General features: G+C 70.3%; 21 protein-coding genes, 2 pseudogenes and 1 riboswitch. Of the genes and pseudogenes, 9 read left to right on the forward strand and 14 right to left on the reverse strand.

The features are described from left to right. Positions 1 to 6: 6 nt before the first annotated feature. The 3 genes from OG753_RS19955 to OG753_RS19965 form a co-directional block, all read right to left on the reverse strand. Positions 7 to 537: a pyridoxamine 5'-phosphate oxidase family protein gene (locus tag OG753_RS19955; RefSeq protein ID WP_383193515.1), complete on the reverse strand. Its 531-nt coding sequence runs from the start codon at positions 535 to 537 to the stop codon at positions 7 to 9. A gap of 127 nt (positions 538 to 664) precedes the next feature. Beyond that, positions 665 to 1,180: an amidase gene (locus tag OG753_RS19960; RefSeq protein ID WP_405789439.1), complete on the reverse strand. Its 516-nt coding sequence runs from the start codon at positions 1,178 to 1,180 to the stop codon at positions 665 to 667. Then, on the reverse strand, positions 1,177 to 1,398 hold the full coding sequence (locus OG753_RS19965; protein WP_327263120.1) for a hypothetical protein: 222 nt from the start codon (positions 1,396 to 1,398) through the stop codon (positions 1,177 to 1,179). The genes OG753_RS19960 and OG753_RS19965 overlap by 4 nt, the downstream gene beginning before the upstream one ends. 116 nt (positions 1,399 to 1,514) lie before the next feature. Between OG753_RS19965 and OG753_RS19970 the strand changes: the two genes are divergently transcribed. Further along, the gene (locus OG753_RS19970; RefSeq protein WP_327263121.1) at positions 1,515 to 2,351 is read left to right on the forward strand and encodes a helix-turn-helix transcriptional regulator; all 837 of its coding nucleotides are present in this window, start codon (positions 1,515 to 1,517) and stop codon (positions 2,349 to 2,351) included. Beyond that, positions 2,335 to 2,544 carry a DUF397 domain-containing protein gene (locus OG753_RS19975; protein WP_405789442.1) on the forward strand — a complete coding sequence of 70 codons (210 nt, stop codon included), beginning with the start codon at positions 2,335 to 2,337 and terminating at the stop codon, positions 2,542 to 2,544. The genes OG753_RS19970 and OG753_RS19975 overlap by 17 nt, the downstream gene beginning before the upstream one ends. 63 nt (positions 2,545 to 2,607) lie before the next feature. On the opposite strand, the gene OG753_RS19980 is transcribed toward OG753_RS19975, so the two are convergent. The 3 genes and pseudogenes from OG753_RS19980 to OG753_RS19990 all read right to left on the reverse strand — a co-directional run bounded on the left by OG753_RS19980 (position 2,608) and on the right by OG753_RS19990 (position 5,210). Further along, positions 2,608 to 3,264, reverse strand: coding sequence for a S8 family peptidase (locus OG753_RS19980; protein WP_405789444.1), 657 nt, complete (start codon positions 3,262 to 3,264; stop codon positions 2,608 to 2,610). Positions 3,265 to 3,460: 196 nt separating this feature from the next. Continuing rightward, positions 3,461 to 3,925, reverse strand: a pseudogene (locus tag OG753_RS19985) (hypothetical protein); the annotation flags it as partial. Between the two features lie 91 nt (positions 3,926 to 4,016). Next, positions 4,017 to 5,210, reverse strand: a complete 1,194-nt coding sequence (locus OG753_RS19990; protein WP_405789445.1) for a S8 family serine peptidase — start codon at positions 5,208 to 5,210, stop codon at positions 4,017 to 4,019. Positions 5,211 to 5,565: 355 nt separating this feature from the next. On the opposite strand from OG753_RS19990, the gene OG753_RS19995 reads away from it, so the two are divergent. The 3 genes from OG753_RS19995 to OG753_RS20005 all read left to right on the forward strand — a co-directional run bounded on the left by OG753_RS19995 (position 5,566) and on the right by OG753_RS20005 (position 6,486). Beyond that, a complete protein-coding gene (locus tag OG753_RS19995; RefSeq protein WP_327263125.1) occupies positions 5,566 to 5,904 on the forward strand; it encodes a protease inhibitor I9 family protein in 339 nt (112 codons plus the stop codon). 39 nt (positions 5,905 to 5,943) lie between these two features. Then, a complete protein-coding gene (locus tag OG753_RS20000; RefSeq protein WP_405789448.1) occupies positions 5,944 to 6,231 on the forward strand; it encodes a Uma2 family endonuclease in 288 nt (95 codons plus the stop codon). A gap of 132 nt (positions 6,232 to 6,363) precedes the next feature. After that, positions 6,364 to 6,486, forward strand: coding sequence for a hypothetical protein (locus OG753_RS20005; RefSeq protein ID WP_405789450.1), 123 nt, complete (start codon positions 6,364 to 6,366; stop codon positions 6,484 to 6,486). A 68-nt stretch (positions 6,487 to 6,554) separates the two neighbouring features. Here OG753_RS20005 and OG753_RS20010 read toward each other — a convergent pair whose 3' ends face one another. Beyond that, positions 6,555 to 7,163, reverse strand: a complete 609-nt coding sequence (locus OG753_RS20010; RefSeq protein WP_327263127.1) for a phosphoribosylanthranilate isomerase — start codon at positions 7,161 to 7,163, stop codon at positions 6,555 to 6,557. Positions 7,164 to 7,350: 187 nt separating this feature from the next. Between OG753_RS20010 and OG753_RS20015 the strand changes: the two are divergent. Both OG753_RS20015 and OG753_RS20020 read left to right on the forward strand, forming a co-directional pair. Next, positions 7,351 to 7,464: pseudogene (locus tag OG753_RS20015) on the forward strand (type II toxin-antitoxin system RelE/ParE family toxin); the annotation flags it as partial. Positions 7,465 to 7,548: 84 nt separating this feature from the next. Continuing rightward, on the forward strand, positions 7,549 to 7,884 hold the full coding sequence (locus tag OG753_RS20020) for a helix-turn-helix domain-containing protein (protein ID WP_405792737.1): 336 nt from the start codon (positions 7,549 to 7,551) through the stop codon (positions 7,882 to 7,884). 96 nt (positions 7,885 to 7,980) lie between these two features. Here OG753_RS20020 and groL read toward each other — a convergent pair whose 3' ends face one another. The 4 genes from groL to thrC all read right to left on the reverse strand — a co-directional run bounded on the left by groL (position 7,981) and on the right by thrC (position 12,155). After that, a complete protein-coding gene (groL, locus tag OG753_RS20025) occupies positions 7,981 to 9,603 on the reverse strand; it encodes a chaperonin GroEL (protein ID WP_033223630.1) in 1,623 nt (540 codons plus the stop codon). Between the two features lie 324 nt (positions 9,604 to 9,927). Then, the gene (locus OG753_RS20030) at positions 9,928 to 10,134 is read right to left on the reverse strand and encodes a cold-shock protein (protein ID WP_030009783.1); all 207 of its coding nucleotides are present in this window, start codon (positions 10,132 to 10,134) and stop codon (positions 9,928 to 9,930) included. Between the two features lie 415 nt (positions 10,135 to 10,549). Continuing rightward, entirely contained in the window at positions 10,550 to 10,828 is a 279-nt protein-coding gene (locus tag OG753_RS20035) for a MoaD/ThiS family protein (protein ID WP_327263129.1), read from the reverse strand. A 52-nt stretch (positions 10,829 to 10,880) separates the two neighbouring features. Then, the gene (gene thrC, locus OG753_RS20040; RefSeq protein WP_327263130.1) at positions 10,881 to 12,155 is read right to left on the reverse strand and encodes a threonine synthase; all 1,275 of its coding nucleotides are present in this window, start codon (positions 12,153 to 12,155) and stop codon (positions 10,881 to 10,883) included. Positions 12,156 to 12,172: 17 nt separating this feature from the next. Further along, positions 12,173 to 12,330, reverse strand: a riboswitch (SAM riboswitch). Positions 12,331 to 12,514: 184 nt separating this feature from the next. On the opposite strand from thrC, the gene OG753_RS20045 reads away from it, so the two are divergent. After that, on the forward strand, positions 12,515 to 13,465 hold the full coding sequence (locus OG753_RS20045) for a glucosyl-3-phosphoglycerate synthase (protein WP_327266833.1): 951 nt from the start codon (positions 12,515 to 12,517) through the stop codon (positions 13,463 to 13,465). Between the two features lie 46 nt (positions 13,466 to 13,511). Next, the gene (locus tag OG753_RS20050) at positions 13,512 to 14,945 is read left to right on the forward strand and encodes a trehalose-6-phosphate synthase (RefSeq protein ID WP_405789453.1); all 1,434 of its coding nucleotides are present in this window, start codon (positions 13,512 to 13,514) and stop codon (positions 14,943 to 14,945) included. A 98-nt stretch (positions 14,946 to 15,043) separates the two neighbouring features. Here OG753_RS20050 and otsB read toward each other — a convergent pair whose 3' ends face one another. From otsB to OG753_RS20065, 3 genes are all read right to left on the reverse strand, one after another. Next, positions 15,044 to 15,892, reverse strand: coding sequence for a trehalose-phosphatase (otsB, locus tag OG753_RS20055; RefSeq protein WP_405789455.1), 849 nt, complete (start codon positions 15,890 to 15,892; stop codon positions 15,044 to 15,046). Between the two features lie 39 nt (positions 15,893 to 15,931). Further along, a complete protein-coding gene (locus OG753_RS20060; protein WP_327263133.1) occupies positions 15,932 to 16,168 on the reverse strand; it encodes a DUF3263 domain-containing protein in 237 nt (78 codons plus the stop codon). A 113-nt stretch (positions 16,169 to 16,281) separates the two neighbouring features. Next, entirely contained in the window at positions 16,282 to 17,580 is a 1,299-nt protein-coding gene (locus OG753_RS20065) for an extracellular solute-binding protein (protein ID WP_405789457.1), read from the reverse strand. Positions 17,581 to 17,599 lie beyond the last annotated feature (19 nt).

Raw genomic sequence — 17,599 nt, forward strand, 5'->3', positions numbered from 1 at the left:
GGAGCCTCAGGATCCCGCCGACGTGTCCGCCCGGGTCCAGAACTGACGCGGCGCGAACCCGTCGCGCCGCAGCCAGTGCTCGGTATAGACGATCCGCTCGGCCTCGATCACGACGAGCGGCCCCGACTGCGGTTCGTCGAGAGAACGCGACCGCTCGACATGGTCGGACTGCCAGCGGAAGGCCGGCCAGTAGTGCTCGAAATCCGCGTCGCTCTCGGACAGGACGCGAGCCCGGCCGAAGAGCTGGGCGCCTCGGCTGCTGGCCTGCCCGACCAGCGGAGCGAAGATCCCCACCGACACCCTGGGATCCGCGGCAAGGTTCCTCATCTTCGGCGAACCTGCGGCCGTGGAGAACATCACCGCGAAGTCGAGGTGGAAGTACCGCACGGGCGTCGCGAGCGGCCCCTCCGGTCCCGCCGTCGCGAGCACGCACATGTTCTGCGACGACAGCAGGTTGAGTATCCGCTCTTCCAGCCGCTCGCGATCGAGCCGCTGCTTCGGTGACGGGCCGGCCAGCCACGGATTGGTCACAGGCATGATCAATTGTTCCACGCCCTGCTCCGGGGCCCCCGAGCCGGGCGGCCGTGACCGTCGGCAGTGCCGTCGGAACCCGGCGACGAGCACTGCCACGTGAGGTCGGCGAGGTCCCGCCTCCCGCACCGGCTCAGCCGGCGGCGGTCCGCAAGAACCCCTCCAGGTCATCGACGCCGTAGCCGAGCCTCGGCCCCCGCTCGGCGGCCATCAGCAGCAGCTGCCCCACGATCTCGGCGCCCCAGCCGTCGGTACCGTCCTCGGACCACTCCCACAGCTTGTCGATGCCGAGGCCGGTCATGAGCAGGCCGTGTCCGGTACGGATCTCCGCGCACAGCTCCGCCACCGCGTCGAGCAGCTGCCCGCCCGGCCGCTCGCACCGCAGCCCGAAGCACCCGCCGAAGTCCTCGACCGTGCACCCCTGCGGGGGGCTCGCCCGGAGCCCCTCGTACCGCGGATCGTCGAACCCCGGATACCCCTCCAGCGGGCAGTGCACCAGCGTGAACCGCTGCCGCCCGGGCGGTGGAGGAGGCTTCGGATCGCCCGCCTCCGGCCCGCACACCCCGCGCGGCGCGAGTGCCGTCTCCAGGCCCCGCAGCTTCCAGCCGAGCTCGAAGGCGAACTCCGCGGCCGCAACCGACTCGCTCACGCGCCCGCCGCCCGCTCGTGCAGCACGGCGGCGAGCCGGAGCGCGGTGTCCAGGTTGCAGCGGCCGAGGTCGACCAGCGGCAGGCCGTAGGTACCGGCCGCCGAGACCCGCTCCACGTCCAGCGAGGGGAACAGCACCCCGACCCCGGCGAGCGATTCCCGCAGCTGCCGGACGGCCTCCTCGGCCGCCTGCATGCGCTCCTGTGGGGAGAGCACCATGACATGTCACCTTTCCACTCTGAGTACTCGACTTCTCCACACAGAGTGGCGACGCGCTCACTAGCCTTTCAAGTGCGGACCCCGCAACAACCGCACATGTTGCTCAGGGAGTTGCCATGCCACGAAAGAACCTCGACCCCTCCTCGTCACCCCGCGCCCTGTTGGGCGCGGAGCTGCGCGTAGCGCGCGAACGCGTGGGCCTGAGCCAGGCCGAACTCGGCGAACGCCTCTTCGTGAGCGGCTCGTTCATCGGCCAGCTCGAAGCGGGCACCCGACGGATGCACCTCGACTTCGCCCGCCAGATCGACGAGATCCTCGATACGGGAGGCTTCTTCCTCCGCAACTGCGAGGCAGCGGCCGAGTCGAAGTACCCGGACCACTTCGCGGAGGCAGCCGAAGCTGAGGCTCGGGCAAGGGAAATCCGGGAGTACGCCCCGCAGCTGATCCCTGGACTGCTCCAGACGGAGGCTTACGCGCGGGAGGTGTTCCAGGCCGGGCATCCGACTGCAACAGAGGAGAAGATCGACGAACTCGTCACGAACCGACTGGCCCGCGCGGCACTGCTCAACCAGCCAACAACCCCTTTGTTGTGGTGCGTCCTCGACGAGGCGGTGCTGCGCCGCGCCGGGGGCAACCCAGCCGTCCGGGTCGAGGCCCTGCGCCACATCGCAAGTCTGATGCGGGCCCGCCGCATCATCGTTCAGGTATTGCCCTTCAGTGCTGGCTTGCATGCGGCCATGGGGGGCGCCATCAAGTTGATGTCGTTCGACGACGCTCCCCCGCTCTCCTACGTCGAAGGCATGGGAACAGGGCTCCTTTTCGACGATCCGGCGACAGTCGCTCATCACACGCTGACCTACGATCTCCTCACGGCCAACGCGCTTTCCCCGCGGAAGTCCCTGGCCTTGATCGAGTCCGTGGCGGAGGATTACGAACATGACCAGCACGCCTGACTACGACCTGACGACGGCCATCTGGCGCAAATCCAGCTACAGCGACGCAAGCGGCGGCAACTGCCTCGAGGTGGCCGAGGGCCACCCCGACCTCGTGCCCGTCCGGGACTCCAAGCAGCCCGAAGGCCCGCACGTGGTGTTCCACGCGCAGGCCTGGGCCCGGTTCGTCGGGTCGCTCAGAGACCGTTGGTGAACAGCAGCTTGTCGGGGCCGTTGTCGCTGAGGTTCTGGATGACGTCCTCCGTGGCCCCGTTCTTCAGGAAGTCCGCCACCTCGGTCGGGCTCGCCGTGGGGTGCGCGGCCTTGTAGAGGGCCGCCACCCGGCGACGTGCGGCGCGGCCATGGAGGTGCCGCTCAGCGATACGCTGCCGCCGCCCATCCGCGCGGAGATGATGTCCTGGCCGGGGGCGTAGAAGTCGAGGACCTCGCCCCAGTTGGAGAAGTCGGTCTCCTGGTCGAAGCGGTTGGTCGCACCGACCGTCACGACGTTGGAGGTGGACGCCGGCGAGACGCGGCGGGCGTCGATGTTGTCGTTCCCCGCCGCGACGATCGGCAGCACACCCCGGTTGAACAGCGCGTTCGTGGCGGTGTTGACCGGCTCGAACCGGTCGCCGCCGAGCGAGGCGTTCAGGACGGCCGGCTGCCGGGCGTTGTCGGCCACCCACTCCAGACCCGCGATGATCCCCGACCACGGGCCCCGGCCGTCGCAGCCGAGCACCCGGACGCTGACCAGGCTCACCTTGTGCGCCACACCGAAGGTCTCGCCGCCGACCGTACCCGCGACGTGCGTGCCGTGGCCGTTGCAGTCCGCGCCGTTGCGGCCGTCGCCGATCGCGTCGAAGCCGGCACGTGCGCGGCCCCCGAACTCGGTGTGCCTGAAGTCGATGCCGCTGTCGAGGATGTACGCCGTCACGCCCTGGCCGTTGGTGTTGGTGTTGGTGTTGGGGGCTGAACTCGTTGTCGAGCGGCAGGAAGTTCTGGTCGATCCGGTCCAGTCCCCAGGAGTTCGAGGGCGCCTTGGTCGCAACGCCGCTCGCGGGTACCGGCGGGGCGGTCACCAGCACGTCCTGTGCCACGGACTGCACGCCGGCCGTCTGCCGGGCGACCTGCAGCTGCTTCTCGGTGAGCTTCGCGTCGAAGCCGTTCAGCGTCGTCCTGTAGGTGAACTTCGCCTTCACACCGATGGCCGCCGCGACCCTCGCCGGGCTCGCGGTCCTGTCGAGGGTGACGATGCAGCTCTCGGGGATCGCGTTGGAGGACGTGAGCAGCGGCGCCGGGGTCGGTTCCGGGGTGAGGCGAAGGCGGAGGCGGAGGCGAAGGCGGCCGCGACAGGGGTGACGGTGAGGAGAACGCCCGTGGCCGGACGGGCGAGCAGACGCATGGAAGGAGCTCCCTGACGTCCTTCTTGAAAGTCGGCGTGGAGGAGCCGCCCCCGCGACCTGGATTCCTCCGCGGGTGCGGCCCTCCCGTACATCGGATCCGTCCCGGAGAGAACTTGAGCCGCCCGCCCCCGCCTGGCGGACAGTGTGTTGCTTCCGTTGGGGGCGCGTCTCGGACGCTGCAGAAAGGGTCATTCCGTGGTGCCGCCGGGGGTGACGTCCCGAACGGACGACCGCAGGAAGAGCACCCGTACGGGCGGCCCGGGGCCGCCCGTACGGAAGCGGGTCAGAGACCGGCGGTGTAGAGCAGCTTGTTCGGGCTGGCCGGGCTGAGCTTGCTCAGGACGTCCTTGCTGGACTCCTGCTCGATGAACTCGTTGATGTCCTCGGGCGTCGCGGCCGGGTTCTTGGCCTTGTAGAGGACCGCGACACCAGTGACGTGCGGGGCAGCCATCGAGGTGCCGTCGAGGGCCACGCTGCCGCCGCCGAGCTTCGCGGAGACGATGGCGCCGCCGGGCGCGTAGAGGGTCAGGCAACTGCCGTAGTTGGAGAAGTCGCTCTCCTCGTCGTACCGGGTGACCGCCCCGACGGTCAGGACGCGCGAGGCGGACGCCGGCGAGACGTTGCAGGCGTCGCTGGCGGAATTGCCCGCCGCGACGACCGGCAGCACGCCCGCGTCCGTGACCGCGTCGGCGGCGGCGTTCACCGCATCGGACCTTTCACCGCCCAGGGAGGCGTTCAGCACGGCCGGCCGCTTGGCGTTCTTGGCCACCCAGTCCAGCCCCGCGATGATGCCCGACCAGGTGCCCTTGCCGTCACAGCCGAGGACGCGGACGCTGACGAGCTTCGCCTTGCTCGCGACCCCGTACGTCTTGCCCGCCACCGTGCCCGCGACGTGCGTGCCGTGGCCCTGGCAGTCCTGGCCGTTGCGGCCGTCGCCCACGGCGTCGAAGCCGAAGGTGGCACGGCTGGCGTCGGGCCCGCCGAACTCGGTGTGGGCGTAGTCGATGCCCGTGTCGAGGATGTACGCGGTCACCCCGGCGCCATTCCCCTCGGGGGTGAAGTTGTCGTCGAGCGGCAGTTCCTTCTGGTCGATGCGGTCCAGCCCCCACGAGTTCGAGGGTGCACGGGTACCCGGCGCGGTGGCCGGACGCGGCACCGACTGCACCTTCGCGTCCTCCTCGACCGACTTCACCCCCAGGCTGTTGCGGACGATCGTCAGCTGGAGCGGGGTCAGCGGGACGGCGAAGCCGTTGAGCGCCGCGGTGTAGATGAACGTCGCCTTCAGACCCAGCCGCTGGACGACCTTCGCCGCGTCCTGACCCTTCTCCAAGGTCACGATGTACTGACCGGGCACCGCGTTGGCGGCCGTCTTCAGCGGGGCCGGGGTCGGCTCCGGGGCGGCGGCCGAGGCACTACCCGCCGCGAGCGGAGTGACGGTGAGGAGCGCGGCGGCGGCCACACGTGCGAGCAGGCGCATGGAGAGAACTCCCTGACGGGGTGGAGGTTCGGCATGGGGGAGCCGCCCCGCGGCAACGAATGCTCCTGCGGAAGCGGCCCTCACCTCCCATCGGTGCCACCGCTCGGCGGGTTGAATCACCGGCTTCACCTGGATGCCCGTCCGGCAGGCGTCGACGCGCCGTGGCGCGCGCACGGCGCAGAAAGGGTTATCCCGCTGTGCCGTACAGGGCCCGCGCGGCCGGCGGCCCGGTCAGCAAGATCACCCGTACGGTCCGCCCCCGGATCAGGGGGCGCACGGCCGGTGCGCCGCCCGTACCCCCGCCACACCCGCGGGCGTCGTTGACCCGCCCTGCCGCGCGTGATGGCCTCGGGCCATGCGCATCCGTCTGAGCCGAACCCTGACCGTGGCCGTCGCCGTACTGGCCGCCGTCGCCGCCCTGCCGGTGGCCGCGGCCACCGCCGACGTACCGGAACCCGTACCGCACACGGCTCCCGCCGACCACGCCACGTACATCGTCACCGTGCGGGAGGAGGTCGACCCGGCCGAGGTGGCGGACCGGGTCGGTGCCACCCCCGTACACGTCTACCGCATCGTCCTGCACGGCTTCTCCGCCCGGCTGAGCCACGCCCAGGTCAAGGCCCTGCGGGAGATGCAGGACGTCGAGTCCGTGGAGGAGGACGGCCGGGCCATCGGCTTCGGCACCGGCTTCTGAGTCCCCCGCCCTCCTCGCCCGCTTCCCCACCACGGGTCCGTGACCGGGGCCGACCCGAAGGGCGTACTGATGGTCCTGGAGGTGACCTCCCACGACGCGGACACCGACCGGCGGGACCGGGAGGGGAAGCGGGAGGGGTATGCGGCGGCCGGGATCCCGGTCCACCTGCTGATCGACCGGGAGAACTGCACGCTGACGGTCCACAGCGATCCCGACGCCGGCTCGTACCGCCACGGTCCCTCCCTGCCGTACGGGGCCTCCGTGAGCATCCCCGACCCGGTGGACATCACCCTCGACACCGAGCCCCTCAAGGAATTCGCCCGGTGATGGCGCCCGTGAGCAGCGCCGGCCTGCTCACGGAGTCCCGTCAAGCCCCGAATATCCGCGCCGTGACGCGGGCGCCCGCGCGGGGCGCAATGGAGGTCGGCCCCTTCCCCGAAACCGCCAAGGACCGCCCTCATGACCCTCGCCAGGACCCGTCGCATGGCCTTCGTGATCGTCGCCCTGTTCGCCGGTCGACGCGTGGCCGCGTACGCCGACGGCTCGTCGTCAGCCGCCCAGGAACAGGGGGTGTCCGGCTAGGCCGTCTCTTTCGGCTCTTGCCGGGCCTGCGTCGCCCGGCCCGACCGACAAGATCCGAAAGAGACGACCTAGCCCCTGGCCGCCTCGATGAAGGCGCGGATCAGCTCCGGCGACTTCACGCCGCGCTCCCGCTCCACCCCGCTGGACACGTCCACGCCCCAGGCGCCGGTCACCTGGACCGCCTCCCGCACGTTGCCCGGGTTCAGCCCGCCGGCCAGCAGCCAGCGCCCCTCGGGGGCGGTGAAGTCGGCCGATCCCCAGTTCCACGGCTTGCCGGAGCCCGGGTCGGGTGCGTCCAGCAGCAGCAGGTCCTCGCCGTACTCACCGCAGCGCTTCACGTGCTCGGCGGTGGCCCGCAGCAGGGTCCGACCCCCGGCGCGCAGCGCCGCGAAGTCCTCGGGGCCCTCCTCGCCGTGCAGCTGGACGCCCCGCACCCCGCTCTCCTCGGTGAACCGCCGCACCTCGTCGACGGCCTGCCCCCGGAACACCCCGACGGTGAGCACCCCTTCGGGCACCCGCGCGGCCAGCTCACGCGCGGTGGCGGCGTCGACCGTCCGCGGACTCCCGGGCGCGAAGACGAACCCGACGGCATCGGCCCCGGCGGCCACGGCCACGTCGACGTCGTGCGCGGTCTTCAGACCGCAGATCTTGATGAACACGCCAGCCGCATCAGTCATGCGACCAGTCAACCACCCGGGTCACCGTCAATGGCACGGGCTCTTTCATCCCATGGTGTGCAACACGCACCATGCTCGCATTATGTCGTTGACGACATAATGCGGTCCGCCATATGACCGATCTGTACGCCATTGAGGTGGAGCCTGAAGTGCGCACCTGGCTGGAAGGCCTGACCGACAAGCAAAGGTGGAGGAGTACGCGGAACTCCTGGCCAGCTGCGGGACCCGCACTCCCATGCCATTCGCTCGCCCACTCCGCGACGGGGTGTACGAGCTACGGCCCACGCTCGACGGGGTAGCAACACGCATCACCTATTGGTTCGCGCCCGGGCGCCGAATCGTACTGCTCACCGTCCTACAGCCGCGGCAAGGAAGGGAACGCGTCATGAACCACACCCGCTGGAAGCTGGCCCGCGAGAGGACGGCCGCAAAGGGGTACGTCGAGTCGGCCGAGGTGCGGGCCGAGCGGGCGGAGATCCGGCTCGCCATGGCCTTCGCCAGGGCCGTGTACGAGCGGCGCAAGGCCTTGGGGCTGTCCCAGGCACAACTGGCCGAACGGGCCGGGCTCACCCAGGCAAAGATCTCCCGGGTGGAGGGCGCCGACGGGGTGCCGACACTGCCCCTGCTGCGCCGCCTCGCGCACGCACTGGACGCCGGCCTGAGCATCGCCCTCGACGAGGACCACGAAGAGGTCACCTTCGTCGCTCGCCCCGCCGCCTGAGCACGCGCCGCGGAAACGCCCGAGGGCGGCACCCCCGTCGGGGTGCCGCCCTCGTTCGAGAACAGCCGATCAACCAGTGGCCGGAGCCGGGGTCGATCAGAAGTCCATGTCACCACCCGGCATGCCGCCGCCCGCGGGGGCACCGGCCTTCTCGGGCTTGTCGGCGATGACGGCCTCGGTCGTCAGGAACAGCGCGGCGATCGACGCGGCGTTCTGCAGCGCGGAGCGCGTGACCTTCGCCGGGTCGATGATGCCCTCGGCGATCATGTCGACGTACTCGCCGGTCGCGGCGTTGAGGCCGTGACCGATCGGCAGGTTGCGCACCTTCTCGACGACGACGCCACCCTCGAGACCACCGTTGACGGCGATCTGCTTGAGCGGGGCCTCCAGCGCGAGCTTCACGGCGTTGGCGCCGGTCGCCTCGTCACCCTCGAGCTCCAGCTTCTCGAAGACCGCGGAGGCCTGCAGCAGCGCCACGCCACCACCGGCGACGATGCCCTCCTCGACGGCCGCCTTCGCGTTGCGAACGGCGTCCTCGATGCGGTGCTTGCGCTCCTTGAGCTCGACCTCGGTCGCGGCGCCGGCCTTGATGACGGCCACGCCGCCGGCCAGCTTCGCGAGGCGCTCCTGGAGCTTCTCGCGGTCGTAGTCCGAGTCGGAGTTCTCGATCTCGGCGCGGATCTGGTTCACGCGACCGGCGACCTGGTCGCTGTCACCGGCACCGTCGACGATGGTGGTCTCGTCCTTGGTGATGACGACCTTGCGGGCGCGGCCGAGCAGGTCGAGACCGGCGTTCTCCAGCTTGAGGCCGACCTCCTCGGAGATGACCGTGCCGCCCGTGAGGATGGCGATGTCGCCGAGCATGGCCTTGCGGCGGTCACCGAAGCCCGGGGCCTTGACGGCGACGGACTTGAAGGTGCCACGGATCTTGTTGACGACGAGGGTGGAGAGCGCCTCGCCCTCGACGTCCTCGGCGATGATCAGCAGCGGCTTGCCGGACTGCATGACCTTCTCCAGGAGCGGCAGCAGGTCCTTGACCGAGCCGATCTTGGAGTTGACGATCAGGATGTACGGGTCGTCGAGGGACGACTCCATGCGCTCCATGTCGGTGGCGAAGTACGCCGAGATGTAGCCCTTGTCGAAGCGCATGCCCTCGGTGAGCTCGAGCTCCAGACCGAAGGTCTGCGACTCCTCGACGGTGATGACGCCTTCCTTGCCGACCTTGTCCATGGCCTCGGCGATGAGCTCGCCGATCTGGGTGTCGGCGGCGGAGATGGAGGCCGTCGAAGCGATCTGCTCCTTGGTCTCGACATCCTTGGCCTGCGCCAGCAGGGCGGCGGAGACGGCCTCGACGGCCTTCTCGATACCACGCTTGAGGGCCATCGGGTTGGCACCGGCGGCCACGTTGCGCAGGCCCTCGCGGACGAGCGCCTGGGCCAGCACGGTGGCGGTGGTCGTACCGTCGCCGGCGACGTCGTCCGTCTTCTTGGCGACTTCCTTGACCAGCTCGGCGCCGATCTTCTCGTACGGGTCCTCGAGCTCGATCTCCTTGGCGATGGAGACACCATCGTTGGTGATCGTGGGGGCGCCCCACTTCTTCTCAAGGACGACGTTGCGACCCTTGGGGCCAAGGGTGACCTTGACGGCGTCGGCGAGCTGGTTCATCCCACGCTCGAGGCCGCGGCGGGCCTCCTCGTCGAACGCAATGATCTTGGCCATCTGAAGTGGTCCTCCCGGACAGCGGTGGATTGCTCCGGACCGCGCCCGCGCCCGCGACGGACGGCCTGCGTGCCCGGCGGTTCCTTCCCACCGGACCCTGCGGGCCTCACCGACCCGGTCCTCGTTCAGTAGCACTCTCACCGGGAGAGTGCTAACGCCAATGATTAGCACTCGACCCCTCCGAGTGCAAGCGGCTTGGGGCAACGCCCCGCCACTACCGGGCAGACGCACGAGGGGCCCCCATCCCGTGTCCAGGATGTGGGCCCCTCGTGCCGTGCCAGGTCTTCAATGAACTCTGTGCGTCGGTGGTCGATCGCTCCAGGACTAGCCGAGTGCGAGCTTGACCATGTCCGCCTGCGGACCCTTCTGGCCCTGCGAGATCTCGAACTCGACCCGCTGACCCTCTTCAAGGGTGCGGTACCCGTCCATCTGGATGGCGCTGTAGTGGACGAACACATCCGCACCACCGTCGACCGCGATGAAGCCGTAGCCCTTCTCCGCGTTGAACCACTTGACGGTGCCCTGAGCCATGCCTAACTCCCCTATTACTGGCCCTTGCGCAGGAACGCACTTCGCGATCCCGGGTCAGAACTTGCGTCGGAACGCGTCGACCGAGGCTGAATGTATCTGCGCGGATGCTGTCTGCAACAGGTCAATCCGATGAGAATTCTGGACACCGAGAAACATTGAAATAGAGTGAAAATTTGCCATACTCCAGGGCAACTCGGGCCTGACATATCTCGCCAAAGCCCCATACCGCACTTGCACATTGGCCCGATGTCGACCCTCACGCGGCCCGTTCATATGCGGCGGGCAAGAACAGCGGAGGGGACTTCCCCAACCCTACCGTGCCCAATCAAGCAGAATTGCCCCCTCCGCTTTTAGCGGAGGGGGCAATTTCGGTTTGCGCGTGTCACCTAGGAGGTGATCCCGGGGATCCGGGGAATCAGCAACCGCCCGCGACGGCCGGGATGATCGAGACACCGGAGCCGTCCGGCGTCGCCGCCTGCAGCCCGCCCTCGAAGCGCACGTCGTCGTCGTTGACGTAGACGTTCACGAAACGGCGCAGCTTGCCCTGGTCGTCCAGGACGCGCGCGGCGATGCCCGGGTGGCTCTTCTCCAGGGACTCGATGACCTCGGCGAGGTTCGCGCCCTCGGCCGGGACCTCGGCGGCGCCGCCGGTGTAGGTGCGCAGGATGGTGGGGATGCGGACGTTGACGCTCATGGCGCTACTGCCTTTCCGGTAGGGCGGAGGAGAGGGTGTCGGACGGACCCGGTCAGACCAGGCCGGCGGCGCGGAACGCGTCCAGACTCGGGCGGATGGTGGCGGTCTGCCCGCTGTCCGCGGCCACCGCCTCCAGGGTCTTGAGGCCGTCACCGGTGTTGAGGACCACGGTGGTCAGCGTCGGGTCGAGCTGCCCGTTCTCGATCAGCTTCTTCGTCACGCCGACGGTCACGCCGCCCGCGGTCTCGGCGAAGATGCCCTCGGTCTGCGCGAGGATCTTGATCGCCTCGACGACCTGCTCGTCGTTGACGTCCTCGACGAAGCCACCGGTGCGGCGCGCGATGTCCAGGACGTACGGGCCGTCCGCCGGGTTGCCGATCGCGAGGGACTTGGCGATGGTGTTCGGCTTCTGCGGGCGGACCACGTCGTGACCGGCCTTGAAGGCGGTGGACACCGGGGAGCAGCCCTCGGCCTGGGCGCCGAAGATCTTGTACGGCTTGTCCTCGACGAGACCGAGCTTGATCAGCTCCTGCAGACCCTTGTCGATCTTCGTCAGCTGCGAGCCGGACGCGATCGGGATCACCAGCTGGTCGGGCAGCTGCCAGCCGAGCTGCTCGCAGATCTCGTACGCCAGGGTCTTGGAACCCTCGCCGTAGTACGGGCGGAGGTTCACGTTGACGAAGCCCCAGCCCTCGCCCAGCGGGTCGCCGATGAGCTCGGAGCAGAAGCGGTTGACGTCGTCGTAGTTGCCCTCGATGCCGACCAGGTCGCCGCCGTACACGCCGGCCATGACGACCTTGCCCTGCTCCAGGTCGTGCGGGATGAACACGCAGGAGCGGAAGCCGGCCCGGGCGGCCGCGGCGCCGACGGCGCCGGCCAGGTTGCCGGTCGAGGAGCAGGAGAGGGTGGTGAAGCCGAAGGCGCGGGCGGCCTCGACGGCGATGGCCACGACGCGGTCCTTGAAGGAGTGCGTCGGGTTGCCGGAGTCGTCCTTGACGTACAGCTTGCCGGTGACGCCCAGCTCCTTGGCCAGGTTCTGGGCGTCCACGAGCTTGGTGAAGCCCGGGTTCAGGCTCGGCTTGGAGGCGACGTCCGCGGGGACGGGAAGCAGCGGCGCGTAGCGCCAGATGTTGTTCGGGCCGGCCTCGATCGCGGCACGCAGGGCATCGGGGTCACCGGTCGGAAGGTCGTAGGCGACTTCCAGCGGTCCGAAGCACTCGGCGCACGCGAAGATGGGGCCGAGCTCGAAGCGGGTACCGCACTCACGACAGGAAAGGCCGGTGGCAGGTCCGAGATCAACAGAGGTGGCGACAGTCTGTGCAGCCATGATGGCGAGGCCCTTTCTCCTCATCTTCCCCATGGCGCACTTCGCCATGAGACGGAATTGGCACCTTCCCTAGCCGGGGACCTCGCTGACGAGCGCTGCTGCGCGATCGCGAGAACCGACTGGAGGGTTGCCGGGGCTTCAACGGGCCGTGTCCCTCTGCCCCTCTGGATGAGCGGTATGGCACCGGGCGGCGCGCTCTTCGGCGCGCCCGGGCGTTTGTCGCGAGGACCCCCGGCATGCGGTGGTCCTTCGCGTTGTTCAAGACTGTAACCGAAGGGCCGGGCGGTTGAGACAGGCGTCCGAACCTCGAGATGGATCACATACCGGCGAATATCGCCGACACGCAGGGAGTGCTGAGGGTGCTGGAAGAGGTGGAGCGATGGCTGGCCGACCGCTCCTGGTCCGCCGCCGACCGACCGCTCGACCAGCTGCTCGACCGGAAACGGGCGGCCGGGACGACGGTCAGCGTCGTGCTGCCCGCGCTCGACGAGGAGGCGACGGTCGGCGCGATCGTCGAGGTGATCCGGCGTGAGCTGATCGAGTCACTGCCCGTCCCCCTGGTGGACGAGCTGGTCGTCATCGACTCGGGGTCCACCGACCGCACCGCGGAGGTCGCGGCGAAGGCCGGGGCCCGGGTGGTGCACCGCGACGAGGTGCTGCCGCGCATCCCGGCGCTGCCCGGCAAGGGCGAGGTCCTGTGGCGCTCGCTGCTGGCCACCGGCGGGGACATCGTCTGCTTCGTCGACGCCGATCTGCGGGACTTCTCCGCCTCCTTCGTCTCCGGGATCGTCGGCCCGCTGCTGACCGACCCGGACGTGCAGTTCGTCAAGGCGATGTACGACCGCCCGCTCGGCGACGCTCCCGGCCAGGGCGGCCGGGTCACCGAGCTCGTCGCCCGCCCGCTCCTGAACCTGCACTGGCCGCAGCTGGCCGGCTTCGTCCAGCCGCTGGGCGGCGAGTACGCCGTACGCCGCTCCCTGCTGGAACGGCTGCCGTTCCCCGTCGGGTACGGCGTCGAGCTGGGCCTGCTGGTCGACGCCCTGCACACGGTCGGTCTGGACGCGCTGGCCCAGGTGGACGTCGGCGTACGGGTCCACCGCCACCAGGACGGGCAGGCGCTGGGCCGGATGGCCGCGGCGATCTACCGCACCGCCCAGGTACGCCTCTCGCGCGGGCATCTCGTACGGCCCGAGCTGACGCAGTTCGAGCGCGGGCCGGAGGGGTTCGTGCCGCGGACGTACCCGGTGGACACCGAGGAACGGCCGCCGATGGCGGGCATCAAGGAGTACGCACTGCGGCGCGTGGCGTGAGGAAACGTACGGTTTGAGCAGGGGTGGGCCGGGCTAGGTTGGCCGCATGGCTTCCCAGGTGCTCGTTGCAGCGAACCGCGGCCCCCTTTCCTACGCCCTGGCCGAGGACGGAGCGCTCAGCGCCCGGCGCGGCGGGGGCGGTCTCGTCTCCGGACTCTCCACGGCCCTCGCGGAGCAGCCGGAGGCATTGTGGATCTGTGCGGCGCTGTCGGACGCGGACCGTGAGGCGGTCCGCCGGGGTGTGGCCGAGCCGGGCGTCCGGATGCTGGACATCGATCCCAGCATGTACGACGACGCGTACAACGGCATCGCCAACTCCGTGCTCTGGTTCACCCACCACCACCTGTACGACGTCCCGCGCGAGCCGGTCTTCGACGCCGAATTCCGCCGCCGGTGGGAGTCGTACGAGCGCTACAACCAGGCCTTCGCCGAAGCCCTGGCCGAGGAGGCCGCGCAGGGCGCGTCGGTCCTGGTCCAGGACTACCACCTGGCCCTGGTGCCCGGACTGCTGCGGGTGCTCCGGCCCGACCTGCGGATCGCGCACTTCACGCACACCCCGTGGGCCTCGCCCGGCTACCTCGCCATGCTGCCTGACCAGGTGCGCGAGACCCTGCTCTGGGGCATGCTCGGCGCGGACGTGCTCGGCTTCCACACCGAGGCCTGGGCGGCCGAGTTCCTGGGATCGGCGCAGCTGGACGACGCGTGGGGCCGGTCCACGGTGCAGGACGGCTCGGTGGTGGAACACCAGCGGTACTCGGTGTGGCCGGCCCGCACCACCCGGGTGTGCGCGTACCCGCTGGGCGTGGACGGCGACGAGCTGCGGGCGCTGGCGAACCGGCCGGAGGTCAACGACAAGCTGGCGGAGCTGCGGGCGGAGGTCGACGGACTGCGGACGATCGTCCGCGTGGACCGCACCGAACTGTCGAAGAACATCCTGCGCGGCCTGCTGGCCTACCGGGAACTGCTGACCGCGCGCCCCCAGTGGCGCGGCCGGGTGGTCCACCTGGCATCGGCCTACCCGTCGCGGCAGGACCTGCGGGTCTACCGGGAGTACACGGCGGCGGTGGCGGAGCTGGCGGCGGAGATCAACGCGGAGTTCGGCACGGAGGACTGGCAGCCGGTGCTGGTGTCGGTGAAGGACGACTTCGCGCGCTCACTGGCGGCGTACCGGCTGGCGGACGTGGCGCTGGTGAATCCGGTGCGGGACGGGATGAACCTGGTGGCGAAGGAGATCCCGGTGGTGTCGGAGGCGGGCTGCGTGCTGGTGCTGTCCACAGGGGCGGGGGCGTACGAGGAACTCCGCCGGGACGCGGTGACGGTGAACCCGTACGACGTGACGCAGACGGCGGAGGCGCTGCACACGGCGCTGTCGATGCCGGTGGCCGAGCGCGCGGAACGCTGCAAGCGCCTCGCGGCGGCGGCGACGTCCCTTCCCCCGGCCCAGTGGTTCACGGCCCAGCTCTCGGCCCTGACCGACTGACCACCCTGCGGCGCCGCTGCCGGGGCTCCGCCCCGGACCCCGCTCCTCAAACGCCGGAGGGGCTGAAACACAGGCGGCGGCGCCCCCACAGCGGACCGTCAGGGGCGGATGGCCGCGGCCAGGGTGGCCAGGAAGGCGGCGACCGGGCCCGGGCCGGGGAGGACCAGGTCGGCCCGCGCGGCGAGCTCGGGGACCTCCGCGGAGCCACTGCACACCAGCAGCCCCGGCAGGCCGTCCGTACGGCCCTTCTCCACCGCCGCGAACGCCGCCAGGTCACCCAGGTCGTCGCCCGCGTACAGCACCGCCTCTGCGTCCCGCTCCGCCAGGAACTCCGTCAGGGCGACGCCCTTGTCCATGCCGGGCGGCCTCAGCTCCAGCACCGCCCGCCCCGGCTCGACCATCAGCCCGTGCCGCGCCGCCAGCTCGGCCAGGGGTTCGCGCAGCGCCGCGAAGGCCGCCGCCGGATCCTCCGCCCGCCGGGTGTGCACGGCCAGGGCCCGGCCCTTCTCCTCGATCCAGGTGCCGCGCCAGGCCCCGATGGAGTCCAGGAACCCCGGCAGCTCGGCCCGGACCGCCGCCACCCCGGGGTGCTCGGCGGGCGCGTGGACGATGCCGCTGACGGCGTCCCAGCGTTCGGCCCCGTAGTGGCCGAGGACGACCAGGTGCTGCAGGCCGGGGACCCCGGCGAAGCCTCCGTAGCGGACGGCGACGCCCGCAGGCCGTCCGGTGATCACTGCCACCGAGTCGACCTCGGGTGCGAGTGCGGACAGGGCCGGGACGGCTCCGGGGTGGGCTCGGGCCTGGTCCGGGTCCGGGACGATGTCGGCGAGAGTGCCGTCGAAGTCCAGGGCGACCACGGACCGGCGGGGTGCGCGGAGCAGGGCTTCGAGTCCCTCGCGTCCGGCTGCGGTGACGGGCATCGGCAAGTCGTGCGGATGGCTCCCCATACGCACGACCCTAACGGCCCAACGGTGGGACGGCTACGGCTATCGCCGGGCCCGCTGCGCCTCGCGGATCCTGCGCAGCCGGTTCACCGTGCCGGGCGCGTGGGCCAGCGCCCGCGGGTCGTCCATCAGCGCGTTGAGCAGCTGGTAGTAGCGGACGGGGGTCATCCCCAGCCCTTCCCGGATGGCCCGTTCCTTGGCTCCGGGCCCGGGCCAGGTGCGTCCCTCGTACCCGAGCACCGCGGCCTCCGTGGCCGTCAGCTGCCCGTCGTCCGTCATACCGCCAGATTAACGCCGGGCTCTGACACCCGGCCCGCCGGCACCGACCGTGCGCCCAGGCCGGACGCACCGGTCAGCAGTCCCGGCCCGCGCGCCCGGCCCGCGCGCCCCGGTCAGCGCGGCTCCGCCGTCCGGGCCGACGTGGCGATCTCCTCCAGCACCTTCGCCGGCTGTCCGCCCGGCTGGACGGTCTTGCCGATGTTCTGCTTGATGTCCTCGCTGACGCCCGCCCAGGACTTCTTGCCGACCGGGTAGAGCCGCGAGCCGGGCAGCGCCGTCAGGAACGGCTTCAGCTGCGGCGCCGAGCCGCCCGTCGCCGCCTGCTTGGCCTGGTAGCCGCTGGTGGTGGCGGGCAGCAGGTCGTACTTCTCGGTGAAGGCCGTCACGTTCTTCGGCTGGTACAGGAAGTCCAGGAACTTGCCGGACTGCGCGCGGTGGCCGGTCTTGAAGGCCATGACCCAGTCCGCGACGCCCATCGCGGGCTGATCGCTGCCGTCGGAGGTCGGCAGCGGCACCATGCCGAACTTCACGCCCTTGGCCTCGGCCTGCTTGAGCAGCGTCGGGTGCCCGTTGAGCATGCCGACCTCGCCCTTGGTGAAGGCGTCGAAGGCGGCCTGCCGGTCCAGCTTGCCGGGCTCCACGGGGCCGGTCAGCCCCTGGCCGACCATCTTGTCCCGCAGGAACTCCAGCGCCTTGACGTTGGGGGCGGAGTCGATCGCGTACGACTCCTCGTTGTCGGTGTAGCCGCCACCGCCCGCGAGCATCCACATCATGGTCTCGGCCTGCGCCTCCTCGCGGCCCAGCGGCACCGCGAAGGGGGTGGGCACGTTCGCGGCCTTGAGCTTCTTGGCGGCGGCTTCCAGGTCCGCCCAGCTCTTCGGCTGCCAGCCCTTGGCGTCCTTGGCGATCACTCCGGCCTCGGCCAGCAGCTTCTCGTTGTAGAAGAGCAGCCGGGTGCTGGCCACGAAGGGCATGCCGTACTGGACCTGCTTGACCTTGCCGGCGTCGGCGAGCGGGCCGAGGAAGTCGGCCTCGGTCTTCACGGAGAGCAGCTCTTCCGCCGAGTACAGCTTTCCGGCGGCCGCGTAGTCGGAGTAGGCGCCGATCTGGGCGATGTCGGGGGCCTTGCCGGCCTTGACCATGTCGCCGACCTTGGCGTCGACCTCGGACCAGGAGTAGACGCTGACCTCGACGTTTATGCCCGGGTGGTCCTTCTCGAAGGCTTCGGCGAGGCCCTTCCAGTAGGCCTGGGAGGAGTTCTGCGGATTGTCCCCGTAGTCGGCCGCCACGACCCGCAGGGTCACCTCGTTGTCTCCGGTGAGTCCGCCGAGGGCTCCGCAGCCGGTCAGCGTCACGGCGGTCAGGCACAGCACGGCACCGGACGCGGCCAGGCTCAGGTAACGGCCCTTCACAGTTCTCCATCCACCCCTT

Source organism: Streptomyces sp. NBC_00029, from assembly GCF_045160505.1.
Lineage (GTDB): Bacteria > Actinomycetota > Actinomycetes > Streptomycetales > Streptomycetaceae > Streptomyces.